Source organism: Nesterenkonia halophila (genome assembly GCF_009467795.1).
GTDB classification, from domain to species: domain Bacteria; phylum Actinomycetota; class Actinomycetes; order Actinomycetales; family Micrococcaceae; genus Nesterenkonia; species Nesterenkonia halobia.
In genome coordinates this window covers 100,633-120,191 of the sequence record NZ_WIAX01000001.1, presented here as the reverse complement: position 1 = coordinate 120,191, position 19,559 = coordinate 100,633, and the positions used below count along the sequence as shown (strand labels likewise).

The 19,559-nt window shown below is 72.1% G+C and carries 21 protein-coding genes; 12 read left to right on the top strand and 9 right to left on the bottom strand.

The annotated features are described in order from the left end of the window. Window positions 1-119: 119 nt before the first annotated feature. Window positions 120-2,060, bottom strand: coding sequence for a sensor histidine kinase (locus GCL72_RS00585; RefSeq protein WP_153142764.1), 1,941 nt, complete (start codon window positions 2,058-2,060; stop codon window positions 120-122). A gap of 105 nt (window positions 2,061-2,165) precedes the next feature. On the opposite strand from GCL72_RS00585, the gene GCL72_RS00580 reads away from it, so the two are divergent. Together GCL72_RS00580 and GCL72_RS00575 are read left to right on the top strand one after the other, a co-directional pair. Further along, window positions 2,166-2,900: a response regulator gene (locus GCL72_RS00580; RefSeq protein ID WP_153142763.1), complete on the top strand. Its 735-nt coding sequence runs from the start codon at window positions 2,166-2,168 to the stop codon at window positions 2,898-2,900. A gap of 174 nt (window positions 2,901-3,074) precedes the next feature. Next, window positions 3,075-3,590 (top strand): DinB family protein, encoded by a 516-nt coding sequence (locus tag GCL72_RS00575; protein WP_153142762.1) that lies wholly within the window; start codon window positions 3,075-3,077, stop codon window positions 3,588-3,590. A gap of 255 nt (window positions 3,591-3,845) precedes the next feature. On the opposite strand, the gene GCL72_RS00570 is transcribed toward GCL72_RS00575, so the two are convergent. Beyond that, entirely contained in the window at window positions 3,846-4,685 is an 840-nt protein-coding gene (locus tag GCL72_RS00570; RefSeq protein WP_153142761.1) for a DUF4352 domain-containing protein, read from the bottom strand. Window positions 4,686-4,869: 184 nt separating this feature from the next. Here GCL72_RS00570 and GCL72_RS00565 point away from each other — a divergent pair, with 184 nt between their 5' ends. The 4 genes from GCL72_RS00565 (at window position 4,870) to GCL72_RS00550 (ending at window position 10,094) form a co-directional block, all read left to right on the top strand. After that, on the top strand, window positions 4,870-6,093 hold the full coding sequence (locus GCL72_RS00565; protein WP_170289514.1) for a sensor histidine kinase: 1,224 nt from the start codon (window positions 4,870-4,872) through the stop codon (window positions 6,091-6,093). Window positions 6,094-6,156: 63 nt separating this feature from the next. Continuing rightward, window positions 6,157-6,861 carry a response regulator transcription factor gene (locus tag GCL72_RS00560; protein WP_153142759.1) on the top strand — a complete coding sequence of 235 codons (705 nt, stop codon included), beginning with the start codon at window positions 6,157-6,159 and terminating at the stop codon, window positions 6,859-6,861. Between the two features lie 8 nt (window positions 6,862-6,869). Beyond that, window positions 6,870-9,089, top strand: coding sequence for a S9 family peptidase (locus GCL72_RS00555; RefSeq protein ID WP_153142758.1), 2,220 nt, complete (start codon window positions 6,870-6,872; stop codon window positions 9,087-9,089). A 78-nt stretch (window positions 9,090-9,167) separates the two neighbouring features. Beyond that, on the top strand, window positions 9,168-10,094 hold the full coding sequence (locus tag GCL72_RS00550) for a class I SAM-dependent methyltransferase (RefSeq protein ID WP_153142757.1): 927 nt from the start codon (window positions 9,168-9,170) through the stop codon (window positions 10,092-10,094). A 30-nt stretch (window positions 10,095-10,124) separates the two neighbouring features. Here the strand turns inward: GCL72_RS00550 and GCL72_RS00545 are convergent, their stop codons facing one another. Next, the gene (locus GCL72_RS00545) at window positions 10,125-11,126 is read right to left on the bottom strand and encodes a DUF2332 domain-containing protein (RefSeq protein WP_153142756.1); all 1,002 of its coding nucleotides are present in this window, start codon (window positions 11,124-11,126) and stop codon (window positions 10,125-10,127) included. 71 nt (window positions 11,127-11,197) lie between these two features. Here GCL72_RS00545 and GCL72_RS00540 point away from each other — a divergent pair, with 71 nt between their 5' ends. Continuing rightward, the gene (locus GCL72_RS00540) at window positions 11,198-12,193 is read left to right on the top strand and encodes a 1,4-dihydroxy-2-naphthoyl-CoA synthase (protein WP_153142755.1); all 996 of its coding nucleotides are present in this window, start codon (window positions 11,198-11,200) and stop codon (window positions 12,191-12,193) included. Between the two features lie 19 nt (window positions 12,194-12,212). Here the strand turns inward: GCL72_RS00540 and GCL72_RS09945 are convergent, their stop codons facing one another. Continuing rightward, window positions 12,213-12,530: a type II toxin-antitoxin system death-on-curing family toxin gene (locus GCL72_RS09945; RefSeq protein WP_343030134.1), complete on the bottom strand. Its 318-nt coding sequence runs from the start codon at window positions 12,528-12,530 to the stop codon at window positions 12,213-12,215. A 55-nt stretch (window positions 12,531-12,585) separates the two neighbouring features. Next, window positions 12,586-12,792 (bottom strand): hypothetical protein, encoded by a 207-nt coding sequence (locus GCL72_RS00530; protein ID WP_153142753.1) that lies wholly within the window; start codon window positions 12,790-12,792, stop codon window positions 12,586-12,588. Between the two features lie 144 nt (window positions 12,793-12,936). Here GCL72_RS00530 and GCL72_RS00525 point away from each other — a divergent pair, with 144 nt between their 5' ends. The 4 genes from GCL72_RS00525 (at window position 12,937) to GCL72_RS00515 (ending at window position 16,496) form a co-directional block, all read left to right on the top strand. Continuing rightward, window positions 12,937-14,073 carry an aldo/keto reductase gene (locus GCL72_RS00525; RefSeq protein ID WP_153142752.1) on the top strand — a complete coding sequence of 379 codons (1,137 nt, stop codon included), beginning with the start codon at window positions 12,937-12,939 and terminating at the stop codon, window positions 14,071-14,073. An 81-nt stretch (window positions 14,074-14,154) separates the two neighbouring features. Beyond that, entirely contained in the window at window positions 14,155-14,289 is a 135-nt protein-coding gene (locus tag GCL72_RS09910) for a hypothetical protein (protein ID WP_281347417.1), read from the top strand. Then, on the top strand, window positions 14,286-15,569 hold the full coding sequence (locus tag GCL72_RS00520; protein WP_153142751.1) for an AMP-binding protein: 1,284 nt from the start codon (window positions 14,286-14,288) through the stop codon (window positions 15,567-15,569). The genes GCL72_RS09910 and GCL72_RS00520 overlap by 4 nt, the downstream gene beginning before the upstream one ends. A gap of 51 nt (window positions 15,570-15,620) precedes the next feature. Continuing rightward, a complete protein-coding gene (locus tag GCL72_RS00515; RefSeq protein WP_153142750.1) occupies window positions 15,621-16,496 on the top strand; it encodes a 1,4-dihydroxy-2-naphthoate polyprenyltransferase in 876 nt (291 codons plus the stop codon). Between the two features lie 76 nt (window positions 16,497-16,572). On the opposite strand, the gene GCL72_RS00510 is transcribed toward GCL72_RS00515, so the two are convergent. Further along, on the bottom strand, window positions 16,573-17,118 hold the full coding sequence (locus GCL72_RS00510; protein WP_153142749.1) for a PLD nuclease N-terminal domain-containing protein: 546 nt from the start codon (window positions 17,116-17,118) through the stop codon (window positions 16,573-16,575). 104 nt (window positions 17,119-17,222) lie between these two features. Here GCL72_RS00510 and GCL72_RS00505 point away from each other — a divergent pair, with 104 nt between their 5' ends. Next, window positions 17,223-17,618: a DUF4229 domain-containing protein gene (locus GCL72_RS00505; RefSeq protein WP_170289513.1), complete on the top strand. Its 396-nt coding sequence runs from the start codon at window positions 17,223-17,225 to the stop codon at window positions 17,616-17,618. A gap of 52 nt (window positions 17,619-17,670) precedes the next feature. Here the strand turns inward: GCL72_RS00505 and GCL72_RS00500 are convergent, their stop codons facing one another. From GCL72_RS00500 to ccsB, 3 genes are all read right to left on the bottom strand, one after another. Beyond that, entirely contained in the window at window positions 17,671-18,048 is a 378-nt protein-coding gene (locus GCL72_RS00500; RefSeq protein WP_153142747.1) for a DUF2267 domain-containing protein, read from the bottom strand. A gap of 38 nt (window positions 18,049-18,086) precedes the next feature. Continuing rightward, window positions 18,087-18,314, bottom strand: coding sequence for a DUF2795 domain-containing protein (locus GCL72_RS00495; RefSeq protein WP_153142746.1), 228 nt, complete (start codon window positions 18,312-18,314; stop codon window positions 18,087-18,089). A 109-nt stretch (window positions 18,315-18,423) separates the two neighbouring features. Next, window positions 18,424-19,548, bottom strand: coding sequence for a c-type cytochrome biogenesis protein CcsB (gene ccsB / locus GCL72_RS00490; protein ID WP_153142745.1), 1,125 nt, complete (start codon window positions 19,546-19,548; stop codon window positions 18,424-18,426). Window positions 19,549-19,559: the final 11 nt, after the last annotated feature.

Sequence of the window (19,559 nt, the reverse complement as noted above, 5' to 3'; positions counted from 1 at the left end):
CACGTCGCCCGGCACAGCCCCACCGCCCCGATGACTCTGTGGAATGCGTGGGAAAGAGCGCTCTTTCCCACGCATTCCACAGAGTCATCCCGAAAGCGGTCGCCGGTGCTCCGTCCGGATCATTCCTGTTCCAGCGGCAGGCTCGCGCGCACCGCGAAGCCGCCGTCGTCGGTCGGGCCGACCTCCACCGTGCCGCCGACCGCGCCGACCCGCTCGCGGATGCCGTGCAGCCCCATCCCCGCTCCGGGGGAGGCGGCGGCGGCGCCGTCGGAGGCGGTGTTGACCACCTCGATCCGCAGGCTCCGACCTCCCGAGCCGCCGTCGGCCACCCCGCCGTCCTCGACCGTCGCGCCGACGGAGACCGTCGCCCCCGACGCGTGACGCAGCGCGTTGCTCAGCGCCTCCTGAACCAGCCGGTAGGCGGCGATGCCCACCGCCGAGGGGATCTCGGGCAGCTCGTCGACGCCGCGGACGGCGATCGTCGCCCCCGAAGCCCGGGTGGACTCGACCAGCTCGCCGATCTCCTCCACGCCTGGAGCCGGGCCGGTGGGGGCCTCGTCCTCGCCGCGCAGGATCCCCAGCAGCATGCGCATCTCGGAGAGCGCCCGGCGGCTGGAGCGGGCGATCTCGGCGAACTCCCCGCGGGCTTCCTCGTCCAGCGCCGGATGCCGGTACGGCGCCGTGGAGGCCTGGACGCTGACCACCGACATGCTGTGCGCGACGACGTCGTGCAGCTCCCGGGCGATGCGGTTGCGCTCCTCCAGCTCGCGCCGCCGCCGAGTCTGCTGGGCGCTGGTGCGCTCGGAGACCTGCAGCCGCCCGGCGTTGAGGATCCACTGACGGGTCAGCACCCCCAGCACCACGACGCCTGCGCTCACGGTGACGAAGACGACCGAGGTGTTCACCGCCCCGTCGGGCAGACCTGGGGAGGCGGCCAGCAGCGTGCCGGCGGTGAGCAGCGCCCCGGCCGCCCAGCCGGACGCCGCGCAGTACCAGCGGCGGGTCAGGGCGGCGACCAGCACCGCCGCGCACTGGGTGATCATCGTCGTCACCGGCCAGGGCCAGACGACGACGTCGGCGCCGGCGGTGGCCGACATGGTCGCCGCCGAGGACACCAGGGCGACGCCGAGGCCGACCCAGGCCCGCCGCAGAGCGATCAGCAGGGCCGCGCAGTGGAACAGGACCACCACCATCGCGATCGCCGTGGGCACGTCGTATAGCGCGCTGACCAGCGGCCACCCGACGGCCAGCAGCACCACGGCGCTGAAGCTGGTGCCCATCCAGGACCAGGCCGCCGCGGAGAACGAGGCCTGCGGGTGGTCGGCCCCTCCCGCCTCGACGTCCGGGCCCGCTTCGCCGGGCCCGTCCAGCACGCCGACGTCGTCGGAATCCGTCGGAGCCAGCCGGCGGCGGCCGCCGGATCCCAGCAGGCTGGTGGCCAGCACGGCGTCGAAGACGGCGAGTCCGCGCAGCACCATCGGCAGGGTCACCAGCAGCACGACGCCGAGCAGGAAGTGGGCGCCGGCGTCGACGGCGTAGCGAGCGAACTCTCCGGACGGCAGGAGTCCGGGCTGGACGACCTCGAGCAGCGCGATCAGTCCCCGCTCGCCGGGGACGAAGAGCGACCAGAAGAAGTAGGTCAGCTCCGCCGGCGCACCGAGGATCCAGACCAGGGCCAGCGCGCAGGTGACCAGCCGGGCCGGCAGGGCGATGATCGTCTCGAAGACCAGGTCCAGCCAGCGGCGGGGATCGCCGATCAGCCGCATCAGCCCGGCGACGCCTCCCGTGCGGGGCCGGTAGCGCACCGGGGCGGGGACCGCGCCCCAGAAGCGCAGCCGCCGCCGCGAGAGCTCGGCGAAGCCGGAGGCGACGATCAGCGTCAGCGGCAGCAGCAGCGCGCCGATCCAGAGCACCGAGGTCGCCAGGGAGAGGACGAAGAGGCTGACCAGCAGGCTGAATCCGAAGATCGCGATGGGCAGCCCGGGCAGCACGTAGCCGCCGTCGCGGATCAGGCGGCGCAGCATGCTGACCGGTTCCGGGGCGGGGCGGAGGGTGACCATGGAGTGGAGTCTGGACGGTGGGGTCTGATGCTGTCATCACACCACAGAGCCATCCTGGTCGGATATGCGGGAGGAATCTCGGGCCCGGCGCGGTAGCGTGGGAACATGACGCCTGCCCCGCTGCCGCCGCCCTCCGAGGCGCCCGACGGCGTCTCCCCGACGGACCGCTCCGCCGCCGGCTCGCCGGTGCGGGTGCTGATCGTCGACGACCAGTCGATGATCCGCGCCGGCTTCGCCGCGCTGCTCGACGCCCAGGAGGACCTCGCCGTCGTCGAGACCGCCGAGGACGGCGCCGGGATCGTCGACGTCGTGCGCCGCTGCCGTCCCGACGTCGTGCTCATGGACATCCGCATGCCCGGGGTCAACGGGCTGGAGGCGACGCGGCAGCTGTCCCACATGGCCGGCACGCCGCCGCGGATCGTGATGCTGACCACCTTCGACGCCGACGAGTACGTCGTCGACGCGCTGCGCGCCGGGGCCAGCGGGTTCCTGCTGAAGGACGCCACTCCGGAGGAGCTGATCCACGCGGTGCGCGTGGTGGCCGAGGGCGAGGCGCTGCTCTCGCCGAAGGTCACCCGCACGCTGATCGCCGACTACGTGGGCCGCTCGCCGTCGCCGCAGCGGCTGCATCTGCTGGCCGAGCTGACCGACCGCGAGCGCGAGATCATGACCGAAGTCGCCCGCGGGATGGCCAACACCGAGATCGCCGAGGCGCTGCATCTGGCCGAGCAGACGGTGAAGACCCACGTCTCGCGGATCCTGACGAAGCTGGGGCTGCGCGACCGCGCGCAGATCGTGGTGATCGCCTATGAGTCGGGGCTGGTCCGCGCCGGGGAGTAAGCTCAGCTCTTGCCCCGGCCCGACGGGCTGTGTCACGTTCCGACCTGAGGCGGTCCCGCCCGCCGGCTGGCGCGTCACGTCCTCGCCCGGATGTCATATCCGGGCCCGGATGTGACACCACGGCGAGGGCGTGACACGTCGACGATGCAGCACGACGACGGGAGGAGAGACCGCATGGACTCCGTGGAGATCCTGAAGGACGTCGCGCGGCGGCCGCTGGACGAGGCCGAGTCGCTGCGCAGTGCGCTGACGCCGGCGGTGCTGAACGCCCACCCCGGCCATGACAACTCGCCGGCCTGGCTGCTGTGGCACGCCGCCCGCGAGATCGACGAGCAGCTCTCCGCGCTGACCGGCGAGGAGCCGGTCTGGACGCGCAGCGGGTTCGAGTCCCGCTTCAGCCTGGGCCTGGACCGCCATGACATGGGCCTGGGCCACAGCGGCGCGCAGGCCCGGGCGGTGCAGATCGACGACGCCGAGCTGCTGCTCGAGCAGCTGCGCGCCGTCGTCGAGGCCCAGCTGGCCTACCTGGACACGCTCACCGAGGCCCGGCTCGGCGAGATCATCGACGAGCAGTGGGATCCGCCGGTCGCGCGCGGGACCCGGCTGGTGAGCATCTCGTTGGACGCGCTGGCGCACGTCTCGCAGGCGGCGTATGTGGTGGGGATGGAGCCGACCGCGCGCGAGGGGTGAGCGTGGGCTGGCCGACCCTGCCCCGCCGGGGATCGGCGGATGCGGGCCCGCTCCCACGATCACCGAGTATTCGCAGCGTCCCCGTGCTGTTTCACGATGATCCTGCGAAAACTCGGGGATCCTCAGGCCGACGACGGCGCGCCGTCTCTGCACCAAGGCGCCGCCGGCGGATGGCCCGGCCGGCTCCCCGCGGCATCGGGCCATCCTTCGGCGCATGTTCCAGGTGCTCGCCGGCGAGCACCTGGACCGGGCGGCTCAGTCCACCGCGACGAACACGTCGTCGGCGAGCATGCCCGGCGTGACCTTCAGCGTCCCGTCCTCGATGCTGTCGGCGGGAACCTGCAGGGCGATGTTGCCGGTGGTCGAGGCGCCCTCGTACAGCGTGCTCATCGAGTCGAAGCTGTTCGGAGCCATGGCGGACATCTCGGTGCCGTCGAAGGTGTTCCCCTCCGGAGAGACGTACGCGACGCTCGTCATCGGCATGCTTCCCTCGGGGTCGTCCCCGGTGTACTGCACGGTGATGTCGACCAGGATGTAGGTGTGTCCCTCCTCCGGAGCCTCGTTGAACTCGTTCTCCGCCAGGACGGCGTCGGTGGCGTCCAGCTCCACGCTGTTGACCGTCACCGCCCAGTCGGAGCTGGAGATCTCCACGCCCGGCGCGTAGGGGTTCGCCCGGGTGCCCTGCTCGCCCTCGGCGCCCTCCTCGGACCCGACATCCTCAGATCCGACGTCCTCGGACCCGGCCTCCTCGGCGTCGCCCGCATCTGCCTCAGGCGCCGAGACGGTGGTGTCGTCCGAGAAGGCCTCGTCGACGGAGCCGGCGACCACCGCGAAGAAGACGATGAATCCGATGACGGTGCCCACCACGGACACGATCAGCGCGGCGATCCCGGTGCCGCGCTTCCTGTCCCGCAGGAACAGGGACACCAGCGCGAGGATGAACGCGATCGGAAGCAGCACCCAGCCGACGATCAGCGCTCCCGGGATGCAGGCGAAGATCATTCCGAGGATCGCGGTGATCAGGGCGATCAGGCCCAGGACGTTCCGACCAGGCCCGGAGGCGACGGCGGCGGGTCCAGTATGCGTCGTGGTCATCGGGGGTACCTGCTCTCTTCTCTGGAGTTCTGCGAGTGATGCACGTCGATGTGCTCTCACGAGCCTCTCCGACCCCCGACCCGCCGCGGAACGCCGGATCGGGCCGAGCAGCATGCCCGATCGGGCAGAATCCGCGCCCCGATCCGGTCTCCGACCGGCGGGGGACCCTCATTACACTGGCGGAATGCTCCCCCGAACCTGGCCCCGGACCGCGCGCGCCGTCGTCTCCGGCCTCATCGTGCTCACGATGATCATCGTCGGCCTGCTGATCCTGGTGTCAGCGACGATGACGGATCCCGCCCTGGCCGACCCCGCCACCGGGGAGGCCACGGACGTCGGCGCCGTCATGGCCGGGCTGGGCATGCTGGCGCTGCTCACCCTGCCCCTCTACCGGCGGGCCCCGCTGGTGCCGATGCTCGCCGGCACCGTCGCCGCGCTGCTGCTGGGCCTGGATCCCTTCGTGCTGGCCGTGGGGCTGACGGTATGGATCGTCCGGGCTCGCCGCCGGTGGCACTGGGCGGTCGCGGCGGCCGGGATCGCGGTGATCCTGATCAGCGCGGGCCTGCACCTGCACGCGCTCTCCAGCTGGGCGGATGAGGAGCATCGACGCACCGGGCAGATCACCGTCGTCGCGCTGACGGTGCTGTGCCTCGGCCTGGTGCTGGGCATCTCTCTGTGGACCCGGCAGCGCCGCTCGGCCGAGGCCGCCGAGGCCCAGGCCCGCGCCGCCGAGCACACCAGCGAACAGCTCTCCGAGCAGCTGACCCGCCGGCGAGAGCGCGACGAGCTGGCCCGGGAGGTGCACGACACCCTCGCCTCCGACCTCTCCGGGCTCTCCCTGCACGTGGGCGGGCTGGAGAAGGCCGTCCAGACCACCCCGGATCCCCAGCTCCGCGAAGGGCTGCGCACCACCCGCGACTACGCGGACCAGGCGCTCACCAATCTTCGCACCCTGCTGACCTCGCTGCGCGAGGGCGGGGCCGACGACGACGCTCCCGCTCCCTCGCCCCAGGGGATCGCCGATCTGCAGGCGCTCTTCGAGGAAGCTTCCTCCCAGGGGATCCAGGTGCGTCCCTTCGTCCTGGTGGACGGCTACTCGGCCGCGCCCCACGCCCTGCAGCACACCGTCCGGCGCATCATCGGAGAGGCGCTGACCAACGTCCTCCGCCACGGCAGCGATCGTGCGGCGGAGGTCAGCATCGCCGGCTCCCCCGGCCGCGGCATCGACCTGCGGGTCAGCAACCGCACCGCGGACTCGGCCGGCTTCACCGCAGGCTCCGGCACCGGACTGACCGGCATCCGGGAACGGGCTCAGCTGCTGGGCGGCACGGCGGAGGTCCAGCACGCCGACGACCTGTTCACGCTCACTGTGCACCTGCCATGGGCGGCGGACGACGCCGACGCCTGAGCCGGGCCCGGGGCCGGCCTACCAACGCGGCGCCGGCCACCGCCGCGTTGGTAGTCTGTCGGGGTGCAGATCTCCGTGGTGGCAGTCGACGACGACCCCCTGGTCCTCGGCGCGCTGCAGAACATCCTGGTGCCGGAGGAGGATGTCAGCGTCCTCGGCACCGCCGGCACCGGGCAGGAGGCCGTGGAGGCGGTCCGGGCCCACCAGCCCGACGTCGTCCTGATGGACCTGCACCTGCGCGGCACCATGGACGGGGTCGAGACCACTCGTCGGCTCCGCAGACAGCTGACCCCGCCGGCCGTGCTGGCGGTGACCAGCTTCGACACCGACCACTACCTGCGCGGGGCCCTCGACGCCGGGGCCACGGGCTTCCTGCTGAAGAACGACGCCCCGGACCTGTTGGCCACGGCGATCCGCATGGCCCACGACGGCGACCCGATGATCTCGCCGGCCATGACCTCCCGGCTGATCGCCAGCTATGTCACCCCGACCACCGACCAGGTGTGCCAGGACGCGCGCCACCAGGTCGCCGGACTCGCCGACCGCGAGCTCCAGGTGGCCAGCCTCATCGGTGACGGCAGGACCTATCAGGACATCGCCGAGACGCTGTACCTCTCCCCCAGCACGGTGAAGTCCACCGTCCGCCGCGCGATGGACAAAGTCGGGGCCGACACCGGCGCCCACTTGGCCGTCGTCGTCGCCCGCGCCCGGCTGGACGTCGCCGACGGCAGGCGACGGATCGGAGGCGGCGCCGCTCCACCTGATTGAATGGAGCCATGTCTGACGCCCCCACTCCCCCGCAGGCGACGCAGGTCCCCGTCGAGCGCACCCACCACGGCGACACTGTCGTCGATCCGTACGAGTGGCTCCGGGACAAGGAGTCGCAGGAGGTCCTCGACCACCTGCACGCCGAGAACGCCTACACGGAGGCCGTCACCGCCGACCAGCAGTCGCTGCGTGACGCGTTCTTCGCCGAGACCAAGCACCGCACTGTCGAGACGGACCTGTCCGTGCCCTCGCGGCAGGGCGACTGGTGGTACTTCACCCGCACCATCGAGGGCGAGCAGCACCCGGTCTTCTGCCGCGTGCCTGCCGCGCCCGACGACGGCGGGCTGTCGGCCTGGACGCCGCCGGAGGTCGAGCCCGGCGTCTCGCTGGCCGGCGAGGAGACCTACTTCGACACCAATGCCGAGGCGGCGAAGCACCCCTTCTACCAGCTCGGCGGCATGACTCGTGACCAGGCCGGACGCCTGCTGGCCTACAGCGAGGACACCTCCGGCGACGAGCACCACACGCTGCGCTTCCGCGACCTGAGCACCGGCGAGACGCTGGACGAGGCGGTGGACAACGTCCACGGCGGCCCGGTGCTGGACCCGGCCGGCGAGCGCGCCTACTACATGGTCGCCGACGCCGCCTGGCGCCCCCACCAGCTCTGGGTCCACACTGTCGGCACTCCGGCCGGAACCGACCGGATGCTTCTGCAGATCGACGACGAGCAGCTCTGGACCGGCATCGAGACCTCCGCCGACGAGCGCGAGCTGCTGATCATCTCCGGCAACGCCGAATACGACGAGTCCCGACTGCTGGACCTCACCGACCCCGACGCCGAGCCGCAGCTGCTGATCAGCGCCGCCCGCCGGCTGCTGCACACAGTGGAGCCGATCGAGCTCGACGGGCAGCGACTGCTGCTGATCACGCACAACCAGTCCGGCGCGAACAACGCGCTCTCGCTGACCTCGGCCGCGACGCTGCGCGCCCAGACCGAGGACGAGCCGCTGGATCTGGGCACCACCGTGCTGCCGCATGAGGAGACGGTGAAGCTCGAGGGCGTGGCCGTCACCGCCGCCGAGGTGCTGGTCAGCGCCCGGCGCGACACGATCGAGTCGGTCCAGCGCCTGCCGCTGGCCACACTGCGGGCCGTCCGTGACGGCGCGACCCCGACGCCGACCTCGCAGCTGGACGGACTGCGCTTCGACGAGGACCTCTACACCTGCTTCCTCGCCTCCGCCCGCTACGAGGCCCCGCTGTTCCGCGTGGTCCACAGTTCCTGGCTCACCCCGCCGCGGATCTACGACATCCCTCACCCGACGCCCGGAGATGACGCCCCGGAGCCGATCCTGCGCCGCGAGACTCCGGTGCACGACGTCGACCTCGACGCCTACCGCGCTACACGGATCTGGGCGCCCACCGACGACGTCGACGCCTCCGGGGATCAGGTCCAGGTTCCGGTGACGGTACTGCACCACCGCGATGTGACACCGGATTCCTCCCACCCGACGCTGGTCATCGGCTACGGCTCCTACGAGGTCAGCATGGACCCGGCCTTCTCGGTGCCCCGACTGTCGCTGCTGGACCGCGGGATCGTCGTCGCCGTCGCCCATGTCCGCGGCGGCGGCGAGCTGGGCCGCGGCTGGTACGAGGACGGCAAGAAGCTGGCCAAGCCCAACACCTTCCGCGACTTCGTCACCGCCACCGACCACCTGGTGACCACCGGCTGGGCCGATCCCGAGCGGATCGCCGCCTGGGGCGGCTCAGCCGGCGGACTGCTGATGGGCGCCGTGGCGAACATGGCTCCGGAGAAGTACGTCGCGATCGTCGCGCAGGTGCCCTTCGTGGACAACCTGACCTCCATCCTGGATCCGGACCTGCCGCTCTCGGCCCTCGAATGGGAGGAATGGGGCAACCCGATCACCGACGAGGACGTCTACTGGTGCATGAAGTCCTACTCGCCGTATGAGAACGTCCACGACACCGCCTACCCGGCGATCGCGGCGGTGACCTCGCTCCACGACACCCGTGTGCTCTACGTGGAGCCGACCAAGTGGGTGCAGCGGCTGCGCGAGCACCAGCAGGGCGAGGCGCCGATCGTGTTCAAGATCGAGATGGACGGCGGCCACGGCGGCGCCTCCGGCCGGTACGAGGCCTGGAAGGACCGCGCCTGGGACTACGCCTTCATCGCCCACCACCTGGGTGTGGCCGCGGATGCCGGACGCTGAGTGGTCACTTCTGACGGTGACGCACGGCGTGTCGACCCCGAGACCCGGTCATTCGTGACCACTCACGGCAGGAGGACGATGGCTGAGGATCTCGCCGACGACGGCACGGCGGCCGGCGCGCCCGACGACGCCGCCCCCGCCCCTCTCCCCGAGCACGCCTGGACCGAGGACCCCGACTATGTCCGGGTCTACGACGTCGAGAACGCCGGCGGCTGGGACCACGACTTCTACGCCGAGCTGATCGGCGAGCTGGTCGGGGTGTCGGTCGACGGCGGCGCGTGGTCCGGCGGACCCGCCGAGACCGTCGCCGCCGGCGCCCCGCACGTCGCCGACATCGGCTGCGGCACCGGGGTGTTGGGGCTGCGGCTGGCCGCCGCCGGGATCCGGGTCACCGGCGTGGACCCCTCGCGGGCGATGATCGACGCCGCCGAGGCGCGCACCGCCGGCTCCGGGCTCGACGAGCAGGTGACCTGGCACCACGGCTTCGCCGACCGGCTGCCGACGGCGAGCGCCGACGTCGTGCTCATGGAGGGCCACGTCGCCCAGTACTTCCTGGAGCGCTCCGCCTGGGATGAGGTCCTCGCCCACGCGCATCGGGCGCTGGTCCCCGGCGGCGCGCTGACCTTCGAGTCGCGCAATCCCGACGGACTGGAGCTCGACGTCTGGGATGAGGAGCACACCCGGGAGACCCAGGAGCACCCTGACGGCGGGACCTTCGACTCGTGGATCGAGCTGGTCCGTGTCGTAGGAGAACAGGATGTCGCCGGAGAGCAGGCCGAGTGCGCGGACGACGACGGCCCGCTGGTCACCCATCGCGGCCACATGGTCCTGCCCGACGGCCGGCACGTCACCACGGAGGAGACGCTGCGCTTTCGCCCGCTGGAGGTGCTGCGCGACTCCCTGGAGCAGGCCGGCTTCGTGATCGAGCAGCTCTGGGGCGACTGGGACCGCGAGGAGCTCGACACCGACTCCCCGGAGATCATCGTCCTGGCCCGGAAGCCCTGACCCCGGGCCCACGACCCGCCGCGACCCCGCTCAGCGCACCAGCTGCCGCGCGTACTGCCCGTGCGGGCCGGTCCGGGCGATCGGCTCGCCGTCGAGCGCGAGGATGAAGCCGGTCGCGTCGCGGTCCTCCTCGGGCAGCTGCTCGGCGATCTCCGGCAGGACGCCGATGCCCTCGTTGCTGATCCAGCGCGCCCCGGCCGCGCGCACCTGCTCGACGAAGCGCCGTCGCTCCTCGGGCGACAGGTAGACCAGCACCGCCGAATGCATCACCACCGGGGTGGCACCCTCGGGCACGCGGGCCAGCAGGTCCGGCAGCTCGGCGTTGAGGTCGCCGCCGACCAGCTCGGGCTGCCGGGCGGAGATCAGCTGCGCGCCGGCGTCGATGCGTTCGAGCCGGTGCTCCATGCCCGGCCAGACCAGCATCTCGAGCCAGGCGAGGTCCTCCTCGCGGGTCAGGTCCAGCGGATTGAGGTCGACGCCGCCGCGCCAGACGATCTCCGGCAGCGCCTTCGGCGGGTCCACGCCTTCCAGGCCGCAGTCGATCTCCAGATCCGTGGTCACCGGTCCGCGCGGGAGCAGCTCGACCGGCCCGTCCGGCGTGCCGTAGCGGAACGTCCAGGCGTCCGGGTAGAGGCACAGGCCAGCGGAGGCGCCGACCTCGATCAGCGCGACCGGCCCCTCGATGCGGGACAGCGCCAGATTGGTCACCGCGTTGCGCCCGGGTTCGTTGGTCTGGGTGCGCCGGAGCCGCATGGTCTCGACGACGTCGTGCCAGCGGGCCAGCACCTGGGCCCGGGCGTCGGCCCAGGGCTTCAGCGGCGTGCCGTGCAGCCGGGCGGCGGCGAAGAGCAGATTCGCCTGCCGCTTGTCCCCCGGCAGGGCGAGCAGCCGCTCGAGGATCTCGTCGTCGGCGGCGACGCCGAGGCCCCAGTCCTCGTAGAGCACCGAGACCGGTGCGGCCTCCACCTCGGCGAAGTGGCGGAAATGCTCGCGCAGGCGGTCCAGACCGCCGTCGGCCGGAATGTCTCTCATACCCACACCCTACGGTCGGCGGACCGCGGACGGAACAGGGGCCAGCGACGACCCGCGATAGACTCGGATCCGTGACCGACGCTCAGGACACCCAGGACCGCCAGGACTCTGCCGCCTCGACCCCGCCGCTCCCCGAGCAGGTCTCCGACCTCTTCGACCCGTGGCAGTGGCGCCGCGTGGAGGGCTTCGAGCTGCAGGACGTCACCTACCACCGCCGCGTGGAGCGCGACGCCGACGGCCGCATCCTCCGCGATCTGCCGGCGGTGCGCATCGCCTTCGACCGCCCGGAGGTGCGCAATGCCTTCCGCCCGGGCACCGTCGACGAGCTGCACCGCACGCTGGACCACGCGCGGATGACGCCCGACGTCGGCGCCGTGCTGCTCACCGGCAACGGGCCCTCGCCGAAGGACGGCGGGCACTCCTTCTGCTCCGGCGGCGACCAGCGCATCCGCGGCCGCGACGGCTACCACTACGCCGACGGCGAGACCGCCGAGACGATCGATCCGGCCCGCGCCGGGCGACTGCACATCCTGGAGGTGCAGCGGCTGATCCGCACCATGCCCAAAGTCGTCGTCGCCGTCGTCAACGGCTGGGCGGCCGGCGGCGGACACTCGCTGCACGTCGTCGCGGACCTGACCATCGCCTCGCGGCAGCACGGGAAGTTCAAGCAGACCGATGCGACGGTGGGCTCCTTCGACGCCGGCTACGGTTCGGCGCTGCTGGCCCGCCAGATCGGCCAGAAGAAGGCCCGCGAGATCTTCTTCCTGGCCCGCGAGCACTCCGCCGAGGACATGGTCGCCGCCGGGGCGGTCAACGAGGCCGTCGACCACGAGCGGCTGGAGGAGGTCGCGCTGGAGTACGCCGACGACGTCGCCCGCCAGTCCCCGCAGGCGGTGCGGATGCTGAAGTTCGCGTTCAACGCCGTCGACGACGGCATGGCGGGCCAGCAGGTCTTCGCCGGCGAGGCCACTCGCATGGGATACATGACCGACGAGGCCGTCGAGGGCCGCGACGCCTTTCTGGCCAAGCGCGAGCCGAACTGGGCCGACTTCCCGCACTACTACTGAGTCCGGCCCGCCGAGAGCCTCAGGCCGACGGCCCGCGCCGGATGGTCGCCTCGAGGAAGGCGGCGCAATCCCCCAGAGTCAGCTGTCCCTGCGCGAGGGCGACGATGTAGTCGAAGACGGCATCATTCTCGGCGATGAGCTGCGCGTCGTTCAGCGAGAGGAACACGGTCAGCAGAAAGAACGTGCTGCGCTTGTTCCCGTCCACCGAGGCATGGTTCCGCGCCAGCGACTCGCTCTGTGCCGCAGCGGCCAGCGTCAGCCCGGGATAGGCGCGACGCTCGAAGACCGTGGTGACGGGGCGGGCAAGACCAGACTCGAGCAGCCCTTCGTCCCGGATGTGGAACCCCAGCCGCTCGACGACGGCGGGGCCCCTTCGAGCGCAACACGCTCCATCAGGCGTCGGCGAGGCGCTCGACCACGTCGCCGTAGCGCTCGAAGGTGTCGTCCACAGCTCGGTCGATCTTGCGCTGCGCCTCCCGGCGGCGGAGCAGCTCTTCCGTGGTCTGGATGACCAGAGCCTGCTTGGAGACATGGCTGGACTTCGCCAGCTCGTCGAGCTGACGATCGATGTCCTCCGGAAGCCGCAGCGTCATGGCCACACCACGATGGTATTACCGGCGGTGCCGGTGAGGACGGTCGAGGCCAGCATCCGCATATCGACGCGGAAGAACGATTCAGTTCAGCGCGACGAGGGTATAGATTCGCTCGTGGACACGCTCCGCCGATCAGCAGGAGGCACCCTCGTGAGCACCCCGACTCCCTACGCACCGTCCGGATCCGAGCCGTTCCACCGCCAACTCTCCCCCACCTGCGGACTGCGGGTCTCCCCCATCACCCTGGGCACGCTGACCTTCGGCCGCGGCGAGGAGCTCACCCACATGGGAGACGTCGACGCCGACGGCGCCGCCCGGATGCTGGCCCGCGCCCATGAGGCCGGGGTCAACCTGATCGACACGGCCAATCTCTACGGGAACGGCGTGGCCGAGGAGGTCGTCGGCGACGCCCTGACGAAGCTCGACTGCGCCGAGGACTTCCTGATCACCACCAAGGCCCGCATGGTGATCGGCGACGGCCCCAACGACGGCGGCGCCTCCCGCTGGCACCTGCTGCGCGAAGTCGACCGCTCGCTGTCCCGGCTGGGCCGCGACCACATCGACCTCTTCTACCTGCACCAGTGGGACGGCCAGACCCCGCTGGAGGAGACGCTGGAGACGATGGACACCCTGGTGCGCTCCGGGAAGATCCGCTACTACGGCGTCTCCAACTACATGGGCTGGCAGCTGCAGAAGGCCCTGCGGGTCTGCGAGGCCAACGGCTTCATCAAGCCGGTCTCCCAGCAGATCCTCTATTCCGCCTACACCCGCACCGCCGAGTACGAGCAGATCCCCGCCGCGCTCGACGCCGGCATCTCCACCCAGCCGTGGAGCCCGCTGAACATGGGCCTGCTCACCGGAAAGTGGCGCCGAGGCGGGCAGCCCGAAGGGCCCTCCCGACTGAATGACGGCACCGGCGCGGAGATGCGGGTGCCGGACTGGGGTCGCCTCCACGACGTCGTCGACGCGCTGGAGGAGGTGGCCCGCCGGCACGACGGCGCCACCATCCCGCAGGTGGCCCTGGCCTGGACGCTGACCCGCCCCGGCGTGCACAACGCCGCCGTCGCCGCCCGCAGCCTCGAGCAGCTCGAGGACCTGCTGGGCTATGCCGCGCTGCAGCTGACTGCGGAGGACCTGTCGACCATCGACCGGGTCAGCCGCCCGGAGGTCATCTACCCGCACTGGCATCAGGCGGACATGGCCGCCGAGCGGCTCAGCCCGGCCGACGAGGACATCATCGGCACCATCGGCGAGCAAGTGGCCGAACAGTTCGGCGCCCGCTCCTGAGCAGGGCGACCGTGCGGCGTGAGGCGTCGCCGAGCTCACGCCGCACGGCCTCGCCGGAAGGCCGATGCTAGTCTGAGGGCCATGCCTGAGATCTCCTCGGGGGCAGCACGCACCCGCCGCCCAGTCCGCGAGTCGGGCACCGGACGGGACGTCTGCCGACGGCTCGGCACCGAGCGGTCCGAGACTGCCGCCGCCGACTCCTCCCGCGGCCGATGAGTCTGACCGGCCCCGCAGAGCGCCGGACGGCGCAGGCGCTCGACGCCCTGGACGCCGCCCTGCGCGGCGACGCCGCACCTCTGGAGTTCCGCCCGGCCGACGACGACGGCGCCGCGGACTGGACTCCGCGGCCCGATGTGCTCGACCTGCCGCATCCGGCCGCCCGCGCCGATCCCGGCACAGCCGACGCCGGTGCCTCGACCGAGCCCCCGGCCGTCGTCGTGCGCACATCCGGCTCCACCGGCACGCCGAAGCAGACGCTGCTCTCCGCCGCCGCGCTGCGCGCCTCCGCCGAGGCCACCGCCGAGGCGCTCGGCGGCCACGGCCAGTGGCTGCTCACCCTGCAGCCCAGCTACGTCGCCGGCCTGGCGGTGCTCTCCCGCAGCCTCGTGGCCGGCACGACGCCGGTGCCGCTGCTGACCGGCACCACCGATCCCGAGTGCTTCGCCGCCGCCGCCGAGCAGCTCACCGCCGAGCGGCGCTTCGTCTCCCTGGTGCCCACCCAGCTGTCCCGGCTGCTCGACGCCGGCCACGACCGCGCGACGGCCGCGCTGCGCCGCTTCGACAGGATCCTGCTCGGCGGCGGCGCTTCCTCGGACGAGCTGCTCGAGCGTGCGAACGCGGCCGGGGTCGGCGTGGTGCGCACCTACGGGATGAGCGAGACCTGCGGCGGCTGCGTCTACGACGGCCGCCCGCTGCCCGGCGTCGGCGTCTCCGCCGACGCGGACGGGCGGATCAGCCTCTCCGGCCAGATGGTCGCACTGGGCTACGCCGACGCCGCGCTGAGCGCCGAGCGCTTCGACGTCGACCCGGCCACCGGGCATCGCCGCTTCCGCACCGACGACCTGGGCGCACTGAGCACCTTCGCCCCCGACGCCGCGGGCACTCCCGCCGACCCGGCGCCGTCGGGTGCGACCCCCTCGAGCGTGCCGCGGCTGACGATCACCGGCCGCCTCGACGACGTGATCATCACCGGCGGGGTGAAGGTCTCCGCCGAGCAGGTCCGGGCCGTGCTGCTCGAGCATCCCGAGGTGACCGACGCTTTCGTCGGCGGCGTCGCCGACCGCGACTGGGGTCAGACCGTCCGTGCGGCGGTGGTGCTGGGCGCAGCCTCGCGCACTGACGAGGTCCTCGAGACCCTGCGCGCCGCCGTCCGCGAGCGCCTCGGCCCTGCCGCCGCCCCGAAGAGCCTGCAGGTGCTGACGGCGCTGCCGCTGCTGACCACCGGCAAGCCCGACCGGCGCCGGCTGCTCGATCTCCTGGCCGAGGACCGGCCGTGAGCCGCCCTCGTCCTGCCTCCCCGTCCGCCTCGTACCCTCTGGAGGAGCCCCATGGCCGCCCCGCATGACTGGATCGCCGGAGCCCGCCCGCGCACGCTGCCGATGGCCGTCGCCCCGGTCGTCATCGGCGCGGCCGCGGCCGCCGCGCTGGGAGCCTTCGACCTGCTCATCGCCGTGCTCGCCCTGGTGGTGGCGCTGGCGCTGCAGGTCGGGGTGAACTACGCCAACGACTACTCCGACGGCGTCCGCGGCACCGACGACGAGCGCGTCGGCCCGATGCGGCTGACCGCCACCGGTGCGGCGGCCCCGGGCCGGGTGAAGGCCGCGGCCTTCCTCAGCTTCGGCGTCGCGGCCCTGGCGGGGCTCGTCATCGTGGTGCTCTCCGGGCAGTGGTGGATGCTCGGCCTCGGGGTGGTCTGCGTGCTGGCGGCCTGGTGGTACACCGGCGGGTCGAGGCCCTACGGCTACCTCGGCCTGGGCGAAGTGATGGTCTTCCTGTTCTTCGGCCTGGCCGCGACGCTGGGCACCACCTGGGCGATGGCCCAGCAGCTCAGCTCCGGCGCCGTCGTCGGAGCGGTCAGCCACGGGCTGATCGCCGCGGCGCTGCTGATGGCCAACAACGTCCGCGACATCCCCACCGACCGCGAATCCGGCAAGCGCACGCTGGCGGTACGGCTGGGCGAGCGTCCCGCCCGGGCGAGCTACGTGGTGATGACCGGCATGGCGCTGCTGCTGCCGCTGACGCTGCTGGGGCAGAGCCTGTGGTTCCTGCTGGTGCTGCTGGCCGTGCCGTTCGCCCTCGGCCCGGCGCGGATCATGCTCTCCGCCCGGCACACCGGCGGCGCGCTGATCACCGTGCTGCAGCTGACCGGCCAGATCGGGCTGGTCTTCGCCGCGCTGCACTCGGCGGCGCTGCTGCTCGGCTGAGCCTCCGCAGTCCGCAGCGCGGGCGGCTCCGCGGACGACCGCGGGCCCGGTCAAGGCGCCGGGTCAGCGGGCCCGGTCAGCGGGGCTGGTCCGGCGCGTCCGAGCCCGGGGCCTCGGGGGTGTCATCGGCGTCGTCCGCGCCGTCAGTGTTGTCGGCGTTGTCGGTGCCGTCGCTGGAGTCGTCCGTGCTGCCCGTGTCGTCCGAGCCGGCAGAACCGGCCGAGCCGCTCCGACCGTTCGTGCCGGCCGGCGAGCCGCCGTCGGCGTCGTCTCGGTCGGCGTCCGGCTTCTTCCGCCGCTCCCGGGCCTCGAGCTCCTGCTCCTTGCGGCGCAGCTCCTCCTCGCGCTGACGCCGGCGGCGCTGGACCTCCAACGTGCGCAGGAAGTTCGGGTCGTCGTCGGGAGCGCCCTTCGGCGCCGTCGGGCCGGCGCCCGCGTCGCCGCGGCGGCGGCCGAAGCCCAGCCACAGGCCGGCGCCGATGACCGGCACGAGCACGATGACCGCGAGCCACGCGGCCTTGCCCATCACCCGCAGGCGATGGCGCGGGGTCTGGATGCACTCGATCAGGCTGTAGATGACCAGACCGAGGCCCACGATCCCGAGCGGAATGATCAGCCTCATACCTGCCACCTTAGTTCATCGGCGCAGGTCGCATCACTCCACGTCGGACCGCACGGCGGCCGCCCGATGCGCCGGACGGCGGGCCGGCGACCTACAATCGAGGGGTGGCGCTCCTCAAATACTCCCTGATCCGTCTGGCGACCTTCTGCGTGGTCTTCGCCGCGTGCATGTTCCTGCAGCTCGATCGCTTCACGCTGCCCTTCGCGGTCCTGGTGGGACTGCTGGTCTCCTGGGCGGTGGCCTATCTCTTCTTCAACCGCCTGCGACTGGCCGCCGGCGAGCAGTTGGCCGCGATCGTCTCCGGCCGCCGCAGGACCGGGGCCCGGCAGCAGGCAGACGCCGATGCCGAGGACGCGCTGGCCGAGCAGTACCACACGGCCGACGTCCGGCCGCAGAATACGCGGCAGTCCGAACAGGACCGTCGGGCCCCGGAGGACCAGGGCGACCGGAACACGGTCGGACCGGACCGCGGCGCGGAGGACGACCGCCCGCGCGGGTGAGTGACGCGGGGCCGGCACCGGCCCCGCAGCTCACCTGCCCGTCGCCTCGGAGTCAGCTCCAGTGCGCGTATCCGGAGAGGTCCGTGGGCAGGGCGGCCATGAAGTCGGTCCGCTCCCCCTCGCTGACCGTCTCGGCGATCGAGGACAGCACCGCATGCGCGGCGTCGCGGGCCTGATCGGCGGTCTGGTCGAGCCGGCCCCGGAGACGGTCGATGAACTCGTCCTCGCCGAACCGCCCGGCATCCTCCCCGGGATCGGTCAGCAACTCGGCGAATCCGCTCGGCAGCTGGGCCGCCAGGCGGGCGGCCTCTCCGCCCAGATCACGGCTCCCCAGCACGGTCAGCACCTCGGTGGTGACCCGCCGGGCCTCTTCCTCGGAGGGGTACCCGCCACGCCGGCGCACCAGGTCGGTCACGTCGTCGGTGTTCATGGGTGGTGCTCCTTCCCTGCGTCGGGTCGTCGGACGGCTCAGCGCTCCGTGCCGCCCGGCGCGTCCTGGCCCTCGGGCTCCTGGGGCACGGCCTCGACCACGTCGTCCATGCTCTCGAATCGCTGATCGGGCAGCGCGCGCAGGGCCTGCAACGACTTGGCGTCGACGTCGCGCTCCTCGGCATAGCCGACGAGGTCGTCCTTGGACGCCGGGAAGTCGACTCCCTGCAGCGCCTTCTGTGCTCTGAGATCGTCACGCGCAGTCATGCGGGTCTCCTCTCATCCGGGATCCCCGACGCTAGTCGCCCGGCGAGCTCCTGACCAGCCTCCGCGCTCGCAGGCAGCGGCGCCCCTCATTCCGGCGCGCCCGCGCATCTCACTCCGGCAGGCCCGCGTAGGAGTGCAGGCCGGCGAAGAGCGTGTTGACCACGGTGAAGTTGAAGATCACGCAGGCGAAGCCGATGATCGACAGCCAGGCCGAGCGCGAGCCGGTCCATCCGCGCGTCGCGCGGGCGTGCAGGTATCCGGCATAGACGACCCAGACCACGAAGGTCCAGACCTCCTTGGTGTCCCAGCCCCAGTAGCGGCCCCAGGCCTCCTCCGCCCAGATCGCGCCGAAGATCAGCGTCAGCGTCCAGGTCACGAAGCCGATGGTGTTGATCCGGTAGGCCCGGTTCTCCAGCGCCATCGCCGAGGGCACCATGCGCATGAACTGCCAGCCGCCGGTGTCGGACAGCATCCCGGCGGCGCGCTTGGCCTCGCGGCGGTGCTGGATCAGCTGCAGCACGCTCATCGCGAAGGTCAGCGTGAACAGCCCCATGGAGAACACCGCCACGGAGACGTGGATGACGATCCACGGGCTCTGCAGCGAGGGCTGCAGATGGCCCAGCGGCGTCGGGAAGCCGATGGTCGCGGCAGTCATCATCACCACGACCAGGCCGACGGCGAAGGTCCCCAGGAATCGCAGATCCTTGCGCAGCAGCGAGACCAGGTAGACCGCCGCGACGACGAGCGCGCCGGTGGTGAGGAACTCGTACATGTTGCCCCAGGGCACGCGGCCGGCCGCCGTCGCCCGGGCGCCGACGGCGAATCCGTGGGCCAGCGCGGCGAGGATGGTCAGCGCCACCGCCACGTTCGCCAGCGGACGCGCGATGCCGGTGTAGGTCATCTCGTCGTCGACGAGATCCTCGGCGGAGGCTTCGACGGCGCCCGGCGCCTCGCCGGATCCCTCGGCGTCGAAGCCCCCGGCGCCGGCGCTCCCGGCCGCCGAGGACCCCGCGCCGGCGGACGCCGTCGCCCGGACCTGTGCGGAGCGCTCGGCCCGCTCGGCCTCCTGCTCGGCGGCGAGGTCGGCCTCCAGGCGCCGGATCGTCACCGAGCTGCGCGCGATGTCCAGGGCGAACATCAGGAAGGCGCCGGTGTAGATCAGCGCGGCGATGAGCATGAACAGGTCGCTGTACTGCGCCAGCTCCTGATCGATCGAACCGGTGAAGGTGGGCATGGCGAACCTCG